The 18,050-nt window shown below is 42.5% G+C and carries 11 protein-coding genes; 4 read left to right on the top strand and 7 right to left on the bottom strand.

Annotated features, from left to right (window positions below; translation table 11 throughout):
* Nucleotides 1-37: 37 nt before the first annotated feature.
* The 7 genes from ACFWMP_RS03815 to ACFWMP_RS03845 all read right to left on the bottom strand — a co-directional run bounded on the left by ACFWMP_RS03815 (nucleotide 38) and on the right by ACFWMP_RS03845 (nucleotide 11,762).
* Nucleotides 38-3,187, bottom strand: a complete 3,150-nt coding sequence (locus tag ACFWMP_RS03815) for a beta-galactosidase (RefSeq protein ID WP_379422041.1) — start codon at nucleotides 3,185-3,187, stop codon at nucleotides 38-40.
* Entirely contained in the window at nucleotides 3,184-4,503 is a 1,320-nt protein-coding gene (locus tag ACFWMP_RS03820; RefSeq protein ID WP_379422043.1) for a glycoside hydrolase family 125 protein, read from the bottom strand. The genes ACFWMP_RS03815 and ACFWMP_RS03820 overlap by 4 nt, the downstream gene beginning before the upstream one ends.
* Nucleotides 4,504-4,623: 120 nt before the next feature.
* On the bottom strand, nucleotides 4,624-6,141 hold the full coding sequence (locus tag ACFWMP_RS03825) for an ABC transporter substrate-binding protein (RefSeq protein WP_379422045.1): 1,518 nt from the start codon (nucleotides 6,139-6,141) through the stop codon (nucleotides 4,624-4,626).
* Between the two features lie 85 nt (nucleotides 6,142-6,226).
* On the bottom strand, nucleotides 6,227-7,150 hold the full coding sequence (locus ACFWMP_RS03830) for a carbohydrate ABC transporter permease (protein ID WP_076283087.1): 924 nt from the start codon (nucleotides 7,148-7,150) through the stop codon (nucleotides 6,227-6,229).
* Between the two features lie 19 nt (nucleotides 7,151-7,169).
* Nucleotides 7,170-8,051, bottom strand: coding sequence for an ABC transporter permease (locus ACFWMP_RS03835; RefSeq protein ID WP_042193664.1), 882 nt, complete (start codon nucleotides 8,049-8,051; stop codon nucleotides 7,170-7,172).
* Nucleotides 8,052-8,379: 328 nt separating this feature from the next.
* Complete coding sequence (locus ACFWMP_RS03840; protein ID WP_379422047.1) at nucleotides 8,380-9,948, bottom strand: response regulator; 1,569 nt, start codon at nucleotides 9,946-9,948, stop codon at nucleotides 8,380-8,382.
* On the bottom strand, nucleotides 9,948-11,762 hold the full coding sequence (locus ACFWMP_RS03845; RefSeq protein WP_052404244.1) for a sensor histidine kinase: 1,815 nt from the start codon (nucleotides 11,760-11,762) through the stop codon (nucleotides 9,948-9,950). The genes ACFWMP_RS03840 and ACFWMP_RS03845 overlap by 1 nt, the downstream gene beginning before the upstream one ends.
* Nucleotides 11,763-12,010: 248 nt before the next feature.
* Here ACFWMP_RS03845 and ACFWMP_RS03850 point away from each other — a divergent pair, with 248 nt between their 5' ends.
* The 4 genes from ACFWMP_RS03850 (at nucleotide 12,011) to ACFWMP_RS03865 (ending at nucleotide 18,040) form a co-directional block, all read left to right on the top strand.
* Nucleotides 12,011-15,142 (top strand): alpha-mannosidase, encoded by a 3,132-nt coding sequence (locus ACFWMP_RS03850; protein WP_379422049.1) that lies wholly within the window; start codon nucleotides 12,011-12,013, stop codon nucleotides 15,140-15,142.
* Nucleotides 15,143-15,310: 168 nt separating this feature from the next.
* Nucleotides 15,311-16,501, top strand: coding sequence for a pectin acetylesterase-family hydrolase (locus tag ACFWMP_RS03855; protein ID WP_339247092.1), 1,191 nt, complete (start codon nucleotides 15,311-15,313; stop codon nucleotides 16,499-16,501).
* Between the two features lie 44 nt (nucleotides 16,502-16,545).
* Entirely contained in the window at nucleotides 16,546-17,166 is a 621-nt protein-coding gene (locus ACFWMP_RS03860; protein ID WP_339247090.1) for a TetR/AcrR family transcriptional regulator, read from the top strand.
* A 94-nt stretch (nucleotides 17,167-17,260) separates the two neighbouring features.
* A complete protein-coding gene (locus ACFWMP_RS03865; protein WP_379422051.1) occupies nucleotides 17,261-18,040 on the top strand; it encodes a helix-turn-helix domain-containing protein in 780 nt (259 codons plus the stop codon).
* Nucleotides 18,041-18,050: the final 10 nt, after the last annotated feature.

Consider the following 18,050-nt stretch of genomic DNA (forward strand, 5'->3'; position numbering starts at 1 on the left):
CCTCCTTATATGCAATACGTACTCTCTACTAAGATCCTTAATGTAGTAGATGTGGATAAGTTATATGGATTTCAACTTCCTGCTGGCGATACACGCCAAGAAGATCACCTTTATAGTCCGTAGCAAACAGGACTGAACGTTCCTGTTCCAACAAGAACGCGTAGGTTCGGCCAGTGGCTGAATCCTTCACCTCGATTTTCGCATCCTGAGCATATTCCGATACGAAGGTGAAGAGCGCTCCTGTAGCAAAGCTCAATTTCCGTCCGTAGATACCTACTAAGTCCCCTCCGCTAATCCACTCCAAGTCACACTCCACATTAGCAGCATGGAGCGCGTAGCGATACAGTGCAGACGTAGTATCACTTCGGTCGCTCAATTCAACGGGCAGTGGACTCCATAGGAGACGACCCTTGCCAAGCGGGATGTTTATGACTGAGTCTATAGTAGAGCTTCCGCTTCCGCCGGATTCGTGAATCATCATTTCCTTCGATACCTCAGCAATCCGTCGGTGACCGAAGGAGACGGGGAGTTCTTGGCCTTGAAGGCTAAGCACTTCTTCACGGCGCACATTACGTAATTCACGCTTGCCAAGAATATCACTTAAGCGCTCTGAAGAACGCCAGTAAGCATCAATGTCGAGCGGGCCTGTAGCAAGCAATACCGCACCTGTCTCTTCGACGATGTGTAACAACCTTTCCATCGCTGCATCATCGAAGTTATGCGCGCTTGGCAGTATAATAAGCTTCACAGGATGGTTCTCCAAATCATCTAGGTGGTATTCAGAAGCCCCTCTAAAAGGCATCTTTAGATCATATGAAAGAATACGGGTAAGCTCTGTTGTAGCAGCGAAAGCCAGCTTCCGGTTAGAGAAATCATTCGAATACGGAAACACTACAGCGATCTCTTCCAGTTTCCGATCTCCAAATACGTCACGAATGCCTTCTATAAACTTCCCGAAGTCATAAGAGACATCCGCCTCTGGCTTTTCGGTTCCATCTGCTCTCAATGCTCCGATATGGGACTCATTCGCATTATCCATATAGAAGTTCGTATTCCAAATCCAGTGTATGGCCCCCGCACCAGCAGTTCCAAACGCATAGGCATATTTGCGTTCGAGAAGATTTCGCAGCTCTAGCTCCGAACGTTTGGCTCGTCCATCAGGAGTTTCTACATACATGACGCCAGTCTCTTGAATTAGGTTTGGCTTATTAGGTGTCTTGGCAAAGATGCCGTCCCACACCAGATAATCATTAAACCACCAGGAATGTACAGTGGTGTAATCCACCGCCTCCTCGTAGAAGAACGGCGAAGGTCGCTGTGCCCCTAGCCCTTCATCCTGACCGACCGTAACCATCTGATCTGGACATTGCTCCTTAATGGCGTCAGATAACTGCTTCACCCAGCGGTTATGCATATCCATGGAGAACAAGCAATAATCAAGCCAACGCGTCCCTCTTTTAGCGCTGTGCATATCCTGTACATCGAAGTTCATCTCTTTCGCTTCTGGCAGCCCTGCCGATTCAAAGTCAGGAAGCTGTGCGGGTGTCATATTCCAACGTTCCTGTAGTACTTCGATTTCCCCATGTCTATGTCGAAGCCATTCTATGAAAGCTTGTTGCTCGAAGCGATCATGACATGAACTCGGACCATCCGAGAAAATCCGTGCCGGATCAAACATCGATGGTTCATTAATAAGATCCCAATCTACATTCGAAGACGCTTTATGACGAGATACAATAGAACGAATGAACCGCTTCTGAGCCTCAACACTTTGTGGGTCCAAATAAGGATTCACCCCACCCCACGTTTCCGGTGTGAAGGAGAAGAACGTGAAAGTCACCTGAAGATCATGCTTCTTGGCCGTCATGATAAAGGCATCAATCGCTCGCAGTACCTCTTCTGAAACATGACCATCGTCTTGCATCACGTTACGATAAGCAGTCCAGATTCCTGTTCGGATCCAGTTAATCCCTGCCTTCCGCATTTGACCCATATCGCGATCCCATACCCCAACGTTCGGCAGAAATAGAAATTTCCGTGCCACATCACTCGTCATATAAGTCATCCCCACAACAGGTAGCGGACGCCCATCTTTTATGAAATAATCTCTTCCACTCGTTACCGGTTCACCTGCTGCTAGAAGTTCAGGGGCATGCCCCCAGAACCCTTGACGTAGAATACGGACCTCACCATCACTGGCTTCCGCTTCGCAGATCACTTGGAACAGACCGCTCCTAATTTCCAGAGGAATAGGCACCCGAACGATGTTAAGCTCAGCATTAGCCTTCATCTCCAAACAATCGGACCAACGCAAGGAGGGATCGGATTCATGCTCAACATTCATTGTTAACTTCCAATTGTCTTCATTTCGCAAAGAAGGTTGTACCCGCTCAAGCTGCTGAATCTGAAGTGTCAGAGAAGCCCGTTCTCCTGACTCATATGACGCGTAATTTGGCTTAACCCACATTTCCGTTACACCCTTACTACAGAAACGAACCCACTCAGTCATCGCGGACAGCCCTTTTTCCTTCCATAAAGAAGCCGTTGCAGCCGTATTTACGAACAGCCAGCGTGAGCCTGCAAATAAACCAATCGTATTCTCCCAAAGAACTACTGGAGCAGCAGTTTCCCGCCCCTCATGCGTAATTCCCTTCAAAAGCGGGTAAATCCGTGTGCTCATCGGACCTGCTGACCCCATTTGATGGGGTAAATCACTCGTCTTCGTCGTATGTGGCACAAGGTTCCATGTCTCTTCACTCGCTATAAAAAGAGCTTCTTGCCCCTTAAGCAGAGGAATGACATCTGATGCAAGCAAGGACTGGTTGCGAGAACAATCAACACGCAGTACCTCATGAATAGACAGCTCTTGGTGATAAGAGGTCTGCTCTGCTTCCACATGCCATTGTTCATTTTTCCAGCGAACGGGTTGTTTGAAGGGGGCACCTCCAATGCTGATCAGCCCACCACCTCTTTGCAAATATCCAAGAATGTCTATCCATGCCGCTTTTGGAAAATAGGGTGCATGCAGATTAATGAAACATCCACCTTCGGTTTCCTTAAGCGTTGCTGCAAGCTGATTCGCATTCACAATCATACCGAACTCACGCATGGATTTAACCGCGTCACTAGGAATAGAATTGGAAATTGGGAAATCAGAATCATAGAATATGATTACAGGTCTGCTCATAGTAGTCCTTCCTTCATCGATTTGTAGACTAGTTGGGAGAACAGACTATTGGACCAGGCAAACCATTTTCTAGTGAATATATTCGGGTCATCGACATGAAATCCTTCATGCATAAAACCAGTCCCCGCATCCGTTGCCTCTAGCATCGCAAGCATGTCCAGCTTCTCTTCCTTCGTGGAAGCCGTCAAACCTTGCATAGACAATGCCATATGCCAGATATAATCTTTCGGAGTATGTGGACTGCCAATCCCTTTCGCTGCTGTTCCTTCGAAGTAAAAAGGATTCTCCTTGCTCAGCGCAAATCGCCGTGTATTCTGATAAATCTCATCATCTGCTGTAACATAGCCGAGATAAGGAATCGACATGAGCCCCGGTGTTCCCGCATCATCCATCAAGCAGTAGTTGCCGTAACCGTCGGTCTCATAGGCGTAGATTGGTCCGAATCTCGGATGACGATAAATACCATACAGCTTGATTCCATGATCAATGTCCGCTTCTAATGCTTTAAGCTCTTTTAGAAATTCAAGATCACGGAATACCCATTCTGCGAATTCCTGCATATGACGTAATGCAACAACGGCGAACATATTCCCCGGGATATTGTAATGGAAGTCGCAAGCATCATCGCTTGATCGGAACCCGGACCAGACCATCCCCGTGTAATTTACAGGCATACCAAGACCGTTGTTGCGTAACGTATCTTCAGGTATTCCATTATTACGCATAAAGCTGTAAGGAGATAATTCAGCATGGCGCTGCTCAGTTTTAAATAAGTTGTATATTTTGACCATTGCTGCCTTAAATCCGGCGTCGAATATATCAGTCTTCCCCGTTTCTTTCCAATAGGCATAAGCCAGACGCATAGAAAAACAGAGAGAATCGATCTCGAATTTACGTTCCCACACCCAAGGGGACATTTCCGTAATATCGCTAGTGCTCCAATGCCAATCATTCGCTGTTTCGTTAAACGCATTAGCATACGGATCAATATGTATATACTGAATATGTCGTTTAATTAGACCGCTAATGATACGTTGAAGATCCGGATCATTCTTCGCAAATGGCACATAGTGCATAACCTGCTCCACAGAATCTCGCAACCAGGAAGCAGGGATATCACCAGTAATGATGAATGTTGTTCCATCATCCATGAGCTTAGTCGTTGTCTCAAGTGTATTCGGGAAGCAGTTCTTGAAGAGCTGCAATAGTTTAGGCCGATGCGCTAATTTCTCCTCTGCTTCGTTCAATACTTCTTGAATCGATTGTGGAAGCGGAAGCTTCGGCATTGAGATGGTTGGCAGTCTGAATTGTTCCATATTCCCACTCCTCTTGATAAAAATGAGTATAGATAGAGAGACGGGCAGCATAGCTGCCCGTCTCCACTAATCCTATTTGTGTTACCTTTAGATTAATCGTAGGCGTGTTACGTTCAAAGCTTATTTCTTTGTCTGGTTCCACTCATCAAGTTGCTTTTGAACTTCAGCAATGACTTTTTCCAGTCCAGCTTCTTTAAATTTCTTGGTTGCTTTTGGCAGATATGTTTTAGGATCAACAGAACCTGTGTATAGAGCTGGCATAAATTCTTTAGTTACGTTGTTGATGGCCGCTACTTCTGTTTTTACAGGTGTAGGATCAAATGCAAAACCGAAGGTAGGGGCTTCTTTTGATGAATCATTAAACTTCTTGAAAGCATCCCATTTATCAGCAGGGTCATCAGCATGCAGATAAGTCAGTAACATATTTCCAAGCGTGAAGCCTGGCATTGCATAGCTATCTTGCATAGCTGGCAGATCTTCAATGACATTCTCGGAAATTTTCTTATAATGAGTGCCTTCGATACCATAGTTGAGCAAATTGCGTAAGTACTTATCTGTATTCAAAAGATTCAAGAACATCATAGCCCGTTCAGGATCACCTGAGGTTACGGAAATAGCGTGCATCGAACCTGCAGCGGACTGTGTATACACATAAGGCTCATGCATAGGCGAAGTTACAATTTCATAACCTGCTGAACGAGACCAACCTTTTTCTGCATAAGGCTGTGTGATTTCGCGATCGGCAAACCATTTACCGGTCTTAATGTTATCAATACCTTCAAGTGTTGCAACGTCTGGGCGTAAGTAACCTGCTGTGTAAAGTCTGCGCATCGTATCTAACGATGTTGCAAGTTCAGGTGTCTCCAGAATATTAACAACCTTGCCATCTGTGGAATCCATATAGACCCCGATAGGTAACTCATCACCTAGTACATAGTCAAATGGCATGAATGGTTTAAAGCCTTTAGGAACAGCTAGCGGTGTAATATCCGCAGGCTCATTCTCTTTAATCGTTTTAAGTAGTGGCTCTAGATCATCCAATGTACGAATGTTGGAAATGTCCATGTTGTATTTATCAACATATTTCTTATTGAAGCGCCATACCCATTGCTGTCCAAGCTCCTTATTTACAGGAACACCATAGATCTCACCTTTAATCTTAGTTCCTTCTAAGAAACGTGGGTCCAAAACCTCTTTTGTTTCCTTTCCATACTTATCTAGCAGATCGTTCAGACCCAAGAAGGTACCGTTAGCTGCATTACGGCGGAAATCATTTGTCCAAGAAGAGGTAAAGGCAATGTCATAAGGCTCACCAGAAGCGGTAATGACTTGCATCTTCTTATCGTAATCACCCCAATCGAACATCGTAATGTTCAACGTCGCATTAATTTTTTCTTGGGTATATTTATTAACTTCTTTTAATACAAGATCCAAATCCTTTTGAGGTCCACCAATTAAATACATCTTCAGCTCATATGGCTTTAATTCCGATGTACTCCCTGCTGAATTCCCTGCTGCTGCTGAATTGTTTGTTTCTTTAGCAGCATTTGTATTATTATTCGAACCACATCCAGCAAGAAGGCCAGAGAAAAGCATTGTTCCAGCAAGAGCGAGCGTTAAACTTTTTTTCACTTTCATTTCTATTTTCCCCCTTTAGTTTAATTAACTCTTTATTTATATCGACTCCTGTTCTAGCGATTCGAATAAATACATCTTAGTAGTGTTACTCTTTTAAAGAGCCCACAGTTAAGCCTTTTACAAAATACTTTTGGAAGAAGGGATACGCTAGTGCTATAGGCAAGGTCGCCAGTACAACCATCGCCATACGAACGGTTTCTGTCGGCAAGGTCGCAGCAATCTCAAAGCTTGATCCCATCTGCATGCTGTTCTGGATAACAAACTCCATATTATTCTGAATTCGCATCAGCATCGCTTGGAGCGGTACAAGACTCGCATCATCTATATACAGCAGCGCATTAAACCAATCATTCCAATAGCCCAGCGTACAGAACAATCCAATCGTTGCAATCCCCGGTAATGAGATCGGAAGTACAATTTGCAGGAATGTCCGAAACTCCCCTGAACCGTCGATTTTGGCTGCCTCAATGAGTGCATCAGGCACTGAAGTCTGGAAGAAGGTCCGCATCACTAGGATGAAAAAGGCATTCATCGCTATTGGCAATATTAAAGCCCATATCGTGTTGTACAAATGTAAAAACTGTGTGGCCACAATATAGTTTGGAACCATTCCGCCTGAGAATAACATCGTGAAGAAGGCGAAGAAGCTGAAAAAATTACGATAGCGAAATGATCTTCGAGAAAGAACATAGGCGTAAGTTGTAATTAGAAATAAGCTAATGAGTGTACCTAGTACAGTAACAAGTAAGGTAACTCCAAAGGAACGAAATAACTGATCACCTGTGTTAAAAATAAACTGATACGCCGCCATACTAAATTTTTCTGGAATTAAGCTAAATCCATTTAAAGCGAGTACTTTCTCATCTGTAAAAGAAATGGCTATGACAAACAAGAACGGAAACACACAGGTAAAGGCGAAAACTCCAATCACAATATTGAGTACCACATTCCAAAAAGGAGTAATGGCGTTGTTGTCGACTTCTTTCGGCTTACGTTTGAATACTTCCATAACGTCAATTGACTCCTTTCTAGAATATCGCGTTTTCTTTGCTGATCTTTTTCACAATAGAATTCGTTACAATTACCATGATAAATCCAACGATCGATTGATATAGACCCGCTGCTGTACTCATCCCTAGGTTTCCTGTCGTACTCATGCTTCGATAGATATAAGTATCGATAACATTCGTTACGGAGTATAGAACACCGGAATCCCGAGGAATTTGATAGAATAGACCGAAGTCAGATCTAAAAATACCACCAATCGCTAGAATAGTTAGCGTTACCATTAAAGGCTTAAGCAAAGGAAGTGTAATAAACTTAATTTGCTGCCATTTGCTGGCCCCATCAATCATAGCCGCTTCATAGTAGGACTTGTCGATACCCGCTATAGCCGCTAAGTAAACAACACTTGAATAACCAATTGATTTCCAAATTCCCATGAAAATTAGGATATATGGCCAAAAGCGAGTATCCCCATACCAGGAAACAGGATCGCCTCCGAAGTAAACAATCACTTGATTCAAGATCCCTTTATCTACACTTAGGAAGCTGAATGTAAAGAAGCTAATAATAACCCAAGAAAGAAAATAAGGCATAAACATCGCCGTTTGATAAACTTTGGCCATCCGTTTGTTCACAAGTTCGTTCAAGGTGATTGCAATGCCCACCGCAAGAACTAAACCGAGAGAGATCAACGCCACGTTATACAGTATCGTATTTCTTGTAATAATATAGGCGTCCTCTGTCGAGAACAAAAAGTTGAAATTTTCAAGGCCAACCCACTTACTATTTAAAACGCTTGCAAAGAATCCGTCCCGATGAATCTTGAAATCCTTAAATGCAATAATGGTTCCGAACATCGGTAAGTAACAAAAGATTAGGAACCATATTGTCCCTGGTAATACCATAAACCACAGTACTTTATCCTTATTTAAGCTTTTGAAAAATGCAGACACTATTCCACATCCCCCTTCTCTATCCCCAAACAATCCCCGTAATACCCTTTCGATCTTATTTCCTTGCCCCTTTAACTATCTTTAATTCTGCGCTATAAAAGCGGTTTCATAAAGTTGAAAAACTCCAGAATGATATGTAAAAATTAAAGATCGCAAGAAAAAACGACCTCCGTGAGGCTTGAAAATCCTTAAGATTTGAACAAAAAAAAGGAAACATTCCCGTGACCAACGTTCGTGAACCCTCCACTTGAACGTGATACCGGGGAACATTTCCTAAATCCTACGCCTTTTCTTTTTTATACATATTTCGAAGTTCTGTTGGAGATATGCCTACTGATTTTTTGAACTGGCGATAAAAATACGCTGGATCTAGATACCCTACTTCAGCTGCAATTTCATTGGTTAATAACGTAGTTTGAAGCAGCAGTTGTCTTGCTTTTTCAATTCGGAATTGGTTCACATAATCAGAGAAGCTTCGCCCCATCTCCTTCTGAAATAGCTGTCCCAAGTAAGAAGGATGCATATTCATTCGCTGACTGAGCGTCTTCAGAGATAGTTCTTCTCTATAATGTTTGCTCACTTGATCCACCATATATCTCATATTCGGACTGAGTTCATCACTCACTAGCGATAATTGGTCCAGCGTTTCATTCACACTTTCCTGCACATGATGGAGCAACTGCTCAATGGTATGGATGCGTAGCAAAGGATTAAACACAGCACTGAAATTACAGTTCTTCTCCATATTCTTAGCGATCAACATTAATTCAATCGCCACGTTGTAATTATCAATGCGTGTAATCACGCCACATCCGAACAGCTTTTGGAATGTTTCTGCGATAAATTGATTTGCCGCCTCACGCTCGCCAGATAATAATAGTTTAGTAAATGCTTCATAATCAATTTCGAGCTTTTCCTCATGTAACACCATCTTCGACAGTTGGTCCACATCTATAATCGGGTAGCCCGGCAGCATCAGATGATCCACATATAAACTTTTCGCTTTTTTATAACTTTGTGGTAATTCTTGAAAAGTATATTCCTTACTTCCTATCGTAATCCAGACAGACTTTCCTAATTCATGCATAATCTCACATTGCACTTGTTGCAGCATGCAATACATTTCTTCTTTGTTCTCATCTTCAGCCGACTCCGCAACAATAAGAACAAGATCACCTTCCATATCTATAAATACAATAACTGTTCCGCGCTCTGCTACGGACTGCACAGCGATACGATAACATTCTTCCATAAGTTGATTAGGGTGCAGTTGACCCTCATCCTCTTCATGTTCCGTAATAAGCCGAATCGCAGCCACCGTAAAACATGAACAGTCCAGAGAAATATTTAAGACTTTTGAACGATGCAATAGCTCCTGTCGATCTATATTTCCAGTGACCCAACGATTTAAAATATTGTTACGTAAAACTTGCTGATCCTCCTTCGCATGAAATTGTTCAACATCCTCTTGATTAAGGACCTCAACAATTTGCTCAATGGTTGATTCCAATTCTTTTATGTTAATGGGTTTAAGAATATAATTTTCAATGCCTAGACTCATTCCAGCTTTTAAATACTCAAATTGTTCATAGCCGCTTAAGATAATAAATCTCATTTTTGAATCAAAAGACTTAATTTGTTGAATGAGTTCAAGTCCCGTCAGCTTTGGCATCGTAATATCTGTAATTAATATGTCAATGGCTTCGTTATGGCTATGCAGAAACTCTAAAGCTTCTTCCCCATTACTCGCTTGCCCTGCGATTCTTAGTCCATAATCTTCCCATTCGATCACTGAACGTAATCCTTCAAGAATAAGAGGTTCATCATCCACAATAAGTATGTTGTGCATTATTTAATACTCTCCCTTACCACTGGTATATTCATGATGACTGTTGTTCCTACACCGATCTCACTAGCAATCGATAATCCATATTCAATCCCATAATAAAGCTTAATTCGCTCATTCACATTACATAGTCCAAGCGAGGAAGGTGGTGCATCCATTCGCATACTGACTTGAAGTGTTTTTTGAAGTTCCGTTAGCCTGCTGGGAATAATCCCATTTCCGTTATCTCTAATAGCAATTTGAATGCTACCGTCTGATTCAGTTACTTCAATGCGGATTAAGTTATCGGAGCGTTCGGGCCTGAATCCGTGAACAATATAATTTTCAATGACCGGCTGAATCAGCAGTTTAACGATAGAACAATTCATAGCCACTGGACTTATTCGCGACTCGATTTGAAGCTTATCTTTATGCCTAATCTGAAACAGCTCAAGATATAGATTGCAATATTCAATCTCATCAGCGATGGTAACAACCATACTTTTCTTAATCATCGTTCGGAATAACGTAGATAAAATGTAAATCATCTGACCTACATCCTTCGCACCTTGCGAAATAGCCCGCATCCTTATAGCTTCAAGCGTATTATATAAAAAATGCGGATTAATCTGCGATTGAAGAGCAACGAGTTCTGCATTTTTTTGCGTAATTTCTGAAATGTAAACTTTATTAATATACAGCTCTAGTCTTTCACACATATAGTTAAAATTGTTGGCAATGAGCTGCAATTCATCCTCCCGGTTAAGATGAATGCGCGTGCTTAAGTCGCCTTCCTGTAAGCGCTTCATAGATTTGACAATGATCTTCACTTTTTTAGAGAAACGTAAAATTATTCCGTATGTAATGGACATTGCCGCAACAATTAGTGCTGCCGTAATCCCGATAATCCAATTTCGTACTACCACCATTTCTTTATTGACCTGCGACTTCTGAATGATTCCTGCCACAATAAGACCTGAGCTATTCGTTGTATTTAAGTTAACTTTGGATAATCCATCCAGTGCAGTCCAGTTGTCTGAATAAAGACCAGCGATATGCGGATACTGCTGTCCCATATACCTTCCTAAGGAATCATATATGACGTCACCGCTTGGTGTTAGAACCAACACTTGACCATTATTCTCTGTACCTTTCGTACCAAGCCATTTTGAAATAAGTTCAGCATCAAAATCTATAATGAGCATACCGATCGTTTTCAATGAAATCGGATCTTTAAGCTCCCTAGTCATTGTATACAAATTGTTATTGTCTTCCCTTATTTCCTTAAGTAATAATTTTTTCTCATGCGAAACCCAACCATTCTTGGGTATGGGTGATTTCTGCTCCGAAATATCTATATCTCTTTTGTAGAGCTGTCGTGTATTATTTTTATATAAATAATAAAATTCTTTCTCAGTGCTGTATAAGATAACATCAGAAATACCACTTTTCTGATTCAAATACGTTTTGAAGTAAGTATCGAATGTATGGGGTACGAAGCTCCCAATTTCAGCAAACTGATCTAAACGATATTTAAGATAATCTCCATAATCATGTTGCAAAAAGTAGGACAAATCCTCACTTACAGAAGCATCACTATAAATTTGCTGGATGGCCAATTGAATCCCTTCGTACTGCTGATTCATATATAAACTCACGTAATCCAGTACCTCTCGATTAGCATCAACATGTTGACGCGTGATCGTCTGTTCATAGTATTTATAAACGGTAATGGAAGAGGCAATAAGCGTAATAATGATGATGGATGAATATATAGCTAAAATTTTATTAAACAGCTTTTTTCGTAAATGATTTTGATAAAATTTCTTTATATTCAACAAATTCACCTTCCTTCAAAATCTAGCCTTTAGGATTAGAAGCTTAACACCACCTTTCTTTTTGTGCAATGGGAGCGCATTCATTTTTAGATGTAAATCTTTCCTCCTTGCAACCTTTTTCTTTATCATGAGTTTACATCTCGCTAAAAATCGTCTATAGTTGGTTTCTACCCCCCAAACAAACCTGTAATCATCCTATACGTCTTATAATCCTCGTCCCCCATCAAGATAATGGAGGGCTATTACTCATGTTTCTAACCAAACGTAAACTCAACTCCCAACTAAACGAGATTTCCGAATATCGTTACCGGGATCGAATACACATTCCTTTTTTCAATTCTATGATTGACGAACAAGGTGAAATTGCAGCGGAACCACCCGTGGATGGAGAATGGTCTAAGCTACAGGTTGGCGATACCTGGAAAGGCCGCGATTTGTATTTATGGCTAACGACACAGATAGACGTACCCGCCTCTTGGGCAGGACGCAGGGTACTGGGTCGATTTGATTTTGGCGAGACGGGTGCCGGAAACAATTCCGGCTTTGAATCTTTATTCTTCTACAATGGTAAACCCTATCAAGGTGTAGATTCCAATCATACAGAAGTGTTCTTGCCGGATGAAACGGTAGGTACGCAGCTTCCACTTACCTTCCGTTTATGGTCGGGTCTAGAAGGTGGCGGTCCTAAAAAAGATCAAACACATGGCATTCGTATGGCAGAAATTTGTTGGCTGGACGATGCAACGGATGATTTCTACTTTACTGCACTTGCTGTAGTTGAGACGCTGAACGTACTCGATTCAAAAACACCAGAATATACACAGCTGCTAAGTACAGTAGACCGCTCGTTTCTTCTGATTGACTGGTCTCGTCCAGGTTCAGAGGTCTTCTACGCTTCGATCGAGGAAGCTCGTAATTATTTGCGTGATGAAATTAATAAAATGGAAAAGTCTTCGCCAGTTACTGTTACCTGTATTGGTCATACCCATATTGATGTAGCTTGGTTATGGCAATTGAAGCATACCCGTGAGAAATGTGCGCGTTCCTTCTCGACCGTACTCCGTCTGATGGAAATGTTCCCTGACTATACTTTTTTACAGACTCAACCTCAGCTCTATGAATACATCAAAAACGATTATCCAGAAATCTACGAGAAGATTCGTGAACGTGTTGCTGAAGGACGCTGGGAAGCTGGCGGTGGCATGTGGCTCGAGGCAGATTGTAACTTGACCTCAGGTGAGTCTCTTGTCCGTCAATTGCTATATGGTACTCGCTTCTTGCGTAATGAATTTGGTGTTGAATGTGATTATTTATGGCTGCCGGACGTATTTGGCTACAGCTGGTCCTTGCCACAAATTCTAAAAAAATCAGGAATTAATACGTTTATGACCACGAAAATTAGCTGGAATCAATACAACCGCATGCCACATGATACCTTCCAATGGCGTGGTATTGATGGCACTGAAGTATTAACACACTTCATTACAACACCAGAGCCTTGGTCTGAAGAAGATTCTTGGTTCTACACTTATAATGGCCGCATCATTCCTAAGACTGTAAAAGGAATTTGGGATACGTACCGGGATAAAGAAGTGAATCGCAATTTATTACTTTCTTACGGATATGGTGATGGCGGCGGCGGGGTTAACCGCGAAATGCTAGAGATGCGCCGCAGACTCAACGATCTCCCAGGACTACCGAAGATTGAAACAGGAACAGCAGGAGATTACTTCCGTAATCTGCAAGAAACCGTTGCTAATACAGATCGTTATGTCCATGTATGGGATGGTGAGCTTTACTTAGAATATCACCGTGGCACGTACACTAGCCAAGCCTACAATAAGCGGATGAACCGCAAGCTTGAACTGCTATACCGCGAGGCGGAATGGCTAAACGCACTGCAAAGTGTTGTGTCTGAAGATTGGTCGAACTATCGTCAGTCCGATTTAGACGAGGGTTGGAGAATTATTTTGCGTAACCAATTCCATGATATTATTCCTGGTTCTTCAATTCGTGAAGTGTACGAAGACAGTACGATTGAATATGCTCAAGCCGAAGCCATTGGTCAATCTGTATGGGAACAATCTACGAAGGCACTAGTGAACGGAAGTGAAGCCGGTAAATATACCATCTGGAACAATGCTTCTTGGGAATTAACTGAGCTCGTAGAAATTACTATAGAGCCTGGCATGGAAACAGGACATTGGATAAACACAGAAGGTAAACCATTACAAGCTCAGCGTGAAGGTGACCGTTGGATCATTGAAGTGTCCGACATTCCTTCTCTCGGATACACCACCATTTCCTTCGTGGCAGATGTGAATTCTGAGCCACTAAGCACTCCATTCAAGCTGAATGAATCAGGAATTTCAACGCCTCACCTTGAAATAGCGTGGAACGAGCAAGGTCAATTGTCATCCATCTATGATAAACACGAACAGCGTCAAGTATTAGCTAATGGAAGTCACGGTAATGTGTTCCAAGTGTTTGAGGATAAACCATTAGCACATGAAGCTTGGGACATTGACATCTACTATCAGCAAAAAATGCGCGAAGTGATCGACTGCACTAGCATTGAAGTCATAGAAAATAGTTCATTGCGTTGTATTGTGCAATTCACATGGAGCTATATGGATTCCACGATTAAACAGCAAATGATCTTACACGCTGGGCATCGTCGTATCGACTTCGTGACGAACGTAGACTGGCATGAGAAAAAACAGCTAATGAAAGTTGCCTTCCCTGTTGCGATACGAGCTACCGAAGCCACTTATGATATCCAGTTCGGTAATGTTAAGCGTCCAACACACTGGAACACTAGCTGGGATTACGCTAGATTCGAGACTGTGGGTCATCAGTGGGCAGATTTATCAGATCGTGGTTATGGCGTTAGCTTGCTGAATGACTGCAAATATGGCTACGACATCAAGGATAATGTGATGCGTCTATCCCTAATCAAATCGGCAACACACCCTGACCCTGATGCGGATCAAGGCGAACATTCATTCACCTACTCTATCCTGCCTCATACTGGGGATTGGCTACAAGGTGATACCGTCCGTCAAGCCTGGTCCATCAACAATCCACTGCGGAGCACCATGGGGCAAGCTGAAGTAGAAACAAAGTCCATGATTCGTCTTTCTACGAATACGGTTATGGTTTCTGCCCTTAAGAAATCTGAAGATGGTCAAAAATTAGTTGTACGTGTTCACGACTATTCCGGAAGCCGCCAGCAGATTGATATGACGAGCGACTTGAACATTATTTCGTGGCAAGAATGTAATCTAATGGAACGTCCTGAAGGTGAGGTTCACACTGAACCTGTCATTACCTTTGTACTTGAACCTTACGAAATTAGAACATTTGAAATCAAAGTATAGAATCTAATTAAATGAAGTAACATACAAAATCGGGGTGTCCCTGTAGCCATGTATAAAAGGCTGCGAGGACACCCCGTTTTTCGATTATGATTGTTTATTTTGAATTTAAGTATACACATTGCGCAATGAGTTAACGTAGCGTATACTCCAATTAAGGGAGAGATGTATATGAGAAGAATGGGGAAAATTACGATATTCACATGCATTGGATTATTGAGCCTTGCTTTGATTGCTATTCTTGCGATTAGCGCTTTTGTGATCAAGAGACCGGCCACCGCCACCCCCGTAATCACGGAAGTGAAGCCTTATGAGTGGAATAAAGTCAAGCTGGACGGAAATGTCATTTCAAGTGATGGATCAGAGTATTTTATCTGGAATAAAAAGGGAGAGACTAATAACTGGATCATCTTCTTTTCCGGGGGAGGGGCCAGTTGGGATGCCCAAAGCGCCGCGCACCCAATCAAGCTAATGAACTTCATTAAAGGTGGAGATACGGGCAACTATTTCCAGAACATCCCCTTCTATATGCTGACATTGCTGAGAGGCATGATGGATACGGATAACCCTGCCAATCCTTTTCATGGATGGAATGTGGTCTACCTTCCCTATTCGACGGGTGATTTCCATATCGGTAACCGTACGGCTGAATATAAAAAAGAGGACGGCAGCACCTTTACAATGCGTTATAACGGCAGCAATAATGTGCGAAGCAGCCTTGATTGGATATATGCCAACGTGGAAAAGCCCGGCAAACTGCTAATTGCAGGTGAAAGTGCTGGTGGATTCGGGTCCGCCTTCTGGGCTCCGGAGATCGCCTCTCATTACAAAGACTCCGAGATCTTCCAATATTCAGACAGTTCCTTCCTGAAATCAGACAAGTGGCCAAATGTTGTGAATAAGGAATGGCAGGCAGACTTCGTTAAGAATTTTGGGTATACCCCTGAAGCGGATATCATCGGGGCAGCATTTAAAGCGAACGGTCATCTACTGCCTGCGAATACGGTAATATTGCAATCCTACTCGGTATTTGACGAGATTCTGATCCACTTTCAGAACAACATCAACGATTACAAGGGGCCCAGAGATCAACGCATTATTAATGAATGGTCACAGGAAATGCGGCAATCTGTATCTTCTTTAGCTGCCACTTTACCTAATTATTATTACTATCTGACCGACTATGGGCTAAATGCTAAGACGGGTACAACCCCGCACACTTTTGCAACCAGAGAGACCTTCTTTCAGGCTGAACAAGATGGTGTGAAGCTTCTGAAATGGCTAGGTGATGCAGTCAACCATCAGAAACCCTATTCAGTTGGGAGCAAGTTCCTCATGACGTCGAAGCCAGCTCAGAAATAGCACAGAATTAGCGAAATACTCGCACAAGGCAGGAGAGAAAATTAATGAATTTGCGTGAAAAGCAGATGCAAATGACGAGGGAGATCATTAAGGATACAGCGCTCAGCTTGTTCTGTGCTCAAGGTATTGAGCGCACGGATATGGCTCAAATTGCAGAACAAGCCGGGGTCTCCCGGCGCACTTTGTATCATCATTATAAGGACAAAGAAGAATTAGCCGCTCAAATCTATGTCCTTAACCTGGAGCGGATGTTTGGACAGCTGCTGTTTGATTTTGATTTTGAACAGCCGGTACAATCACTGGAGAACATTCTGGATAAATATTTGGCGCTAAGAGATCATCAGGAATCACTGATCTACTATGATGCCATTTTTGGAGTTTACTACAGCACGCTTTCTAAGAATCCTGCAGAACTGCCTGACTTTAAGAAGGCTATGGAAGGCTGGTATTCGCGACTTATACTTCTTGAGACAATAGCAGTGGCTCCAGAGGAAAAAAATAAGTGGTTGAACATTCTACAGAAGTCCACCCACCTGTATTTCATGTATTTACAAAAAGCCGTTATTATTACGCATCAGCGGGGCGGTGTGGTTACGGAGGAAGACCGGGCAACGGACCGACAATTCAAGGATTTCATTATGCATGGCGTACGGCATTCCCGATGATTAAAAGGGTCTTTTCGTAATAGGTTTCATTTCGGTATAATATACCAATCGGTATTCATGCGGCTCTAGTTATATGGAAGGAGCAATGGCTGAAATGGACATTGGCAAATATGAGAATCTAGTTCCGAATGTTTTTTTGTTCGTCGACCGCAGATCCTTCCCGGATTGGGAGATAACGAGGAGCAAAATTGATTTCCATGACCTTACCTTCATTGTGGAAGGGAAATCAAACTATTTTATTAATGGGGAGAAATTTACGGTTGAAGCTGGTGATATGCTCTATGCACCTTCCGGAAGTATTCGGGAAGCGCAGACCTTTAAGGAGGCACCCATGCGTTCTTTTGCGTTTAATTTCTTCTGGCAGGGGGAGGACAATCATGTGCAGCTCCCTTTTGAGACCGTAACTAAAAACTGGAGAACTAAAGAGATCCTAGCGGACATCAAAGATTTCTCGCATGTATGGATGGGCAAACAGCCTTTTTATAAAATGAAGGCCAGAGCCATTTTTCAACTGATCGTGTATCGCCTGTTAAGCATAACCCACCATCAAGAGACACCTCTGATCGATCTGAGAATCCAAAAAGTAATGACCTATATTATGGATCATTATTCGGAGGAAGTTGCGATCAAGGAACTAGCTGATTTGGTTGCCTTAAATCCTGTATATCTTGGCAAGCTGTTCAAGCAAAACACCGGTTCCACCTATAAGGAATTCATAAATAAAGTACGGGTGAACAATGCCGAGATGATTCTGTCCGCAGGTGGCTTCAATGTGTCCGAAGTAGCAGCGCACTGTGGTTATCAAGATGTCGCCTACTTCAGTAATGTTTTCAAAAATATCAAGGGTTATCCTCCGTCATCTGCCTTGAAATAACGGAGGACCC

The sequence above is a fragment of the Paenibacillus sp. NPDC058367 genome, assembly GCF_042723305.1.
In the GTDB taxonomy this organism is placed as follows: domain Bacteria; phylum Bacillota; class Bacilli; order Paenibacillales; family Paenibacillaceae; genus Paenibacillus_AQ.

What these genes read in the sequence shown, in the direction of transcription:
- ACFWMP_RS03815 (WP_379422041.1), bottom strand. Translation starts at nt 3,187, where the DNA reads ATGAGCAGACCTGTAATCATATTCTATGATTCTGATTTCCCAATTTCC.
- ACFWMP_RS03825 (WP_379422045.1), bottom strand. Translation starts at nt 6,141, where the DNA reads ATGAAAGTGAAAAAAAGTTTAACGCTCGCTCTTGCTGGAACAATGCTT.
- ACFWMP_RS03850 (WP_379422049.1), top strand. Translation starts at nt 12,011, where the DNA reads ATGTTTCTAACCAAACGTAAACTCAACTCCCAACTAAACGAGATTTCC.
- ACFWMP_RS03820 (WP_379422043.1), bottom strand. Translation starts at nt 4,503, where the DNA reads ATGGAACAATTCAGACTGCCAACCATCTCAATGCCGAAGCTTCCGCTT.
- ACFWMP_RS03865 (WP_379422051.1), top strand. Translation starts at nt 17,261, where the DNA reads ATGGACATTGGCAAATATGAGAATCTAGTTCCGAATGTTTTTTTGTTC.
- ACFWMP_RS03835 (WP_042193664.1), bottom strand. Translation starts at nt 8,051, where the DNA reads ATGGTATTACCAGGGACAATATGGTTCCTAATCTTTTGTTACTTACCG.
- ACFWMP_RS03840 (WP_379422047.1), bottom strand. Translation starts at nt 9,948, where the DNA reads ATGCACAACATACTTATTGTGGATGATGAACCTCTTATTCTTGAAGGA.
- ACFWMP_RS03830 (WP_076283087.1), bottom strand. Translation starts at nt 7,150, where the DNA reads ATGGAAGTATTCAAACGTAAGCCGAAAGAAGTCGACAACAACGCCATT.
- ACFWMP_RS03860 (WP_339247090.1), top strand. Translation starts at nt 16,546, where the DNA reads ATGAATTTGCGTGAAAAGCAGATGCAAATGACGAGGGAGATCATTAAG.
- ACFWMP_RS03855 (WP_339247092.1), top strand. Translation starts at nt 15,311, where the DNA reads ATGAGAAGAATGGGGAAAATTACGATATTCACATGCATTGGATTATTG.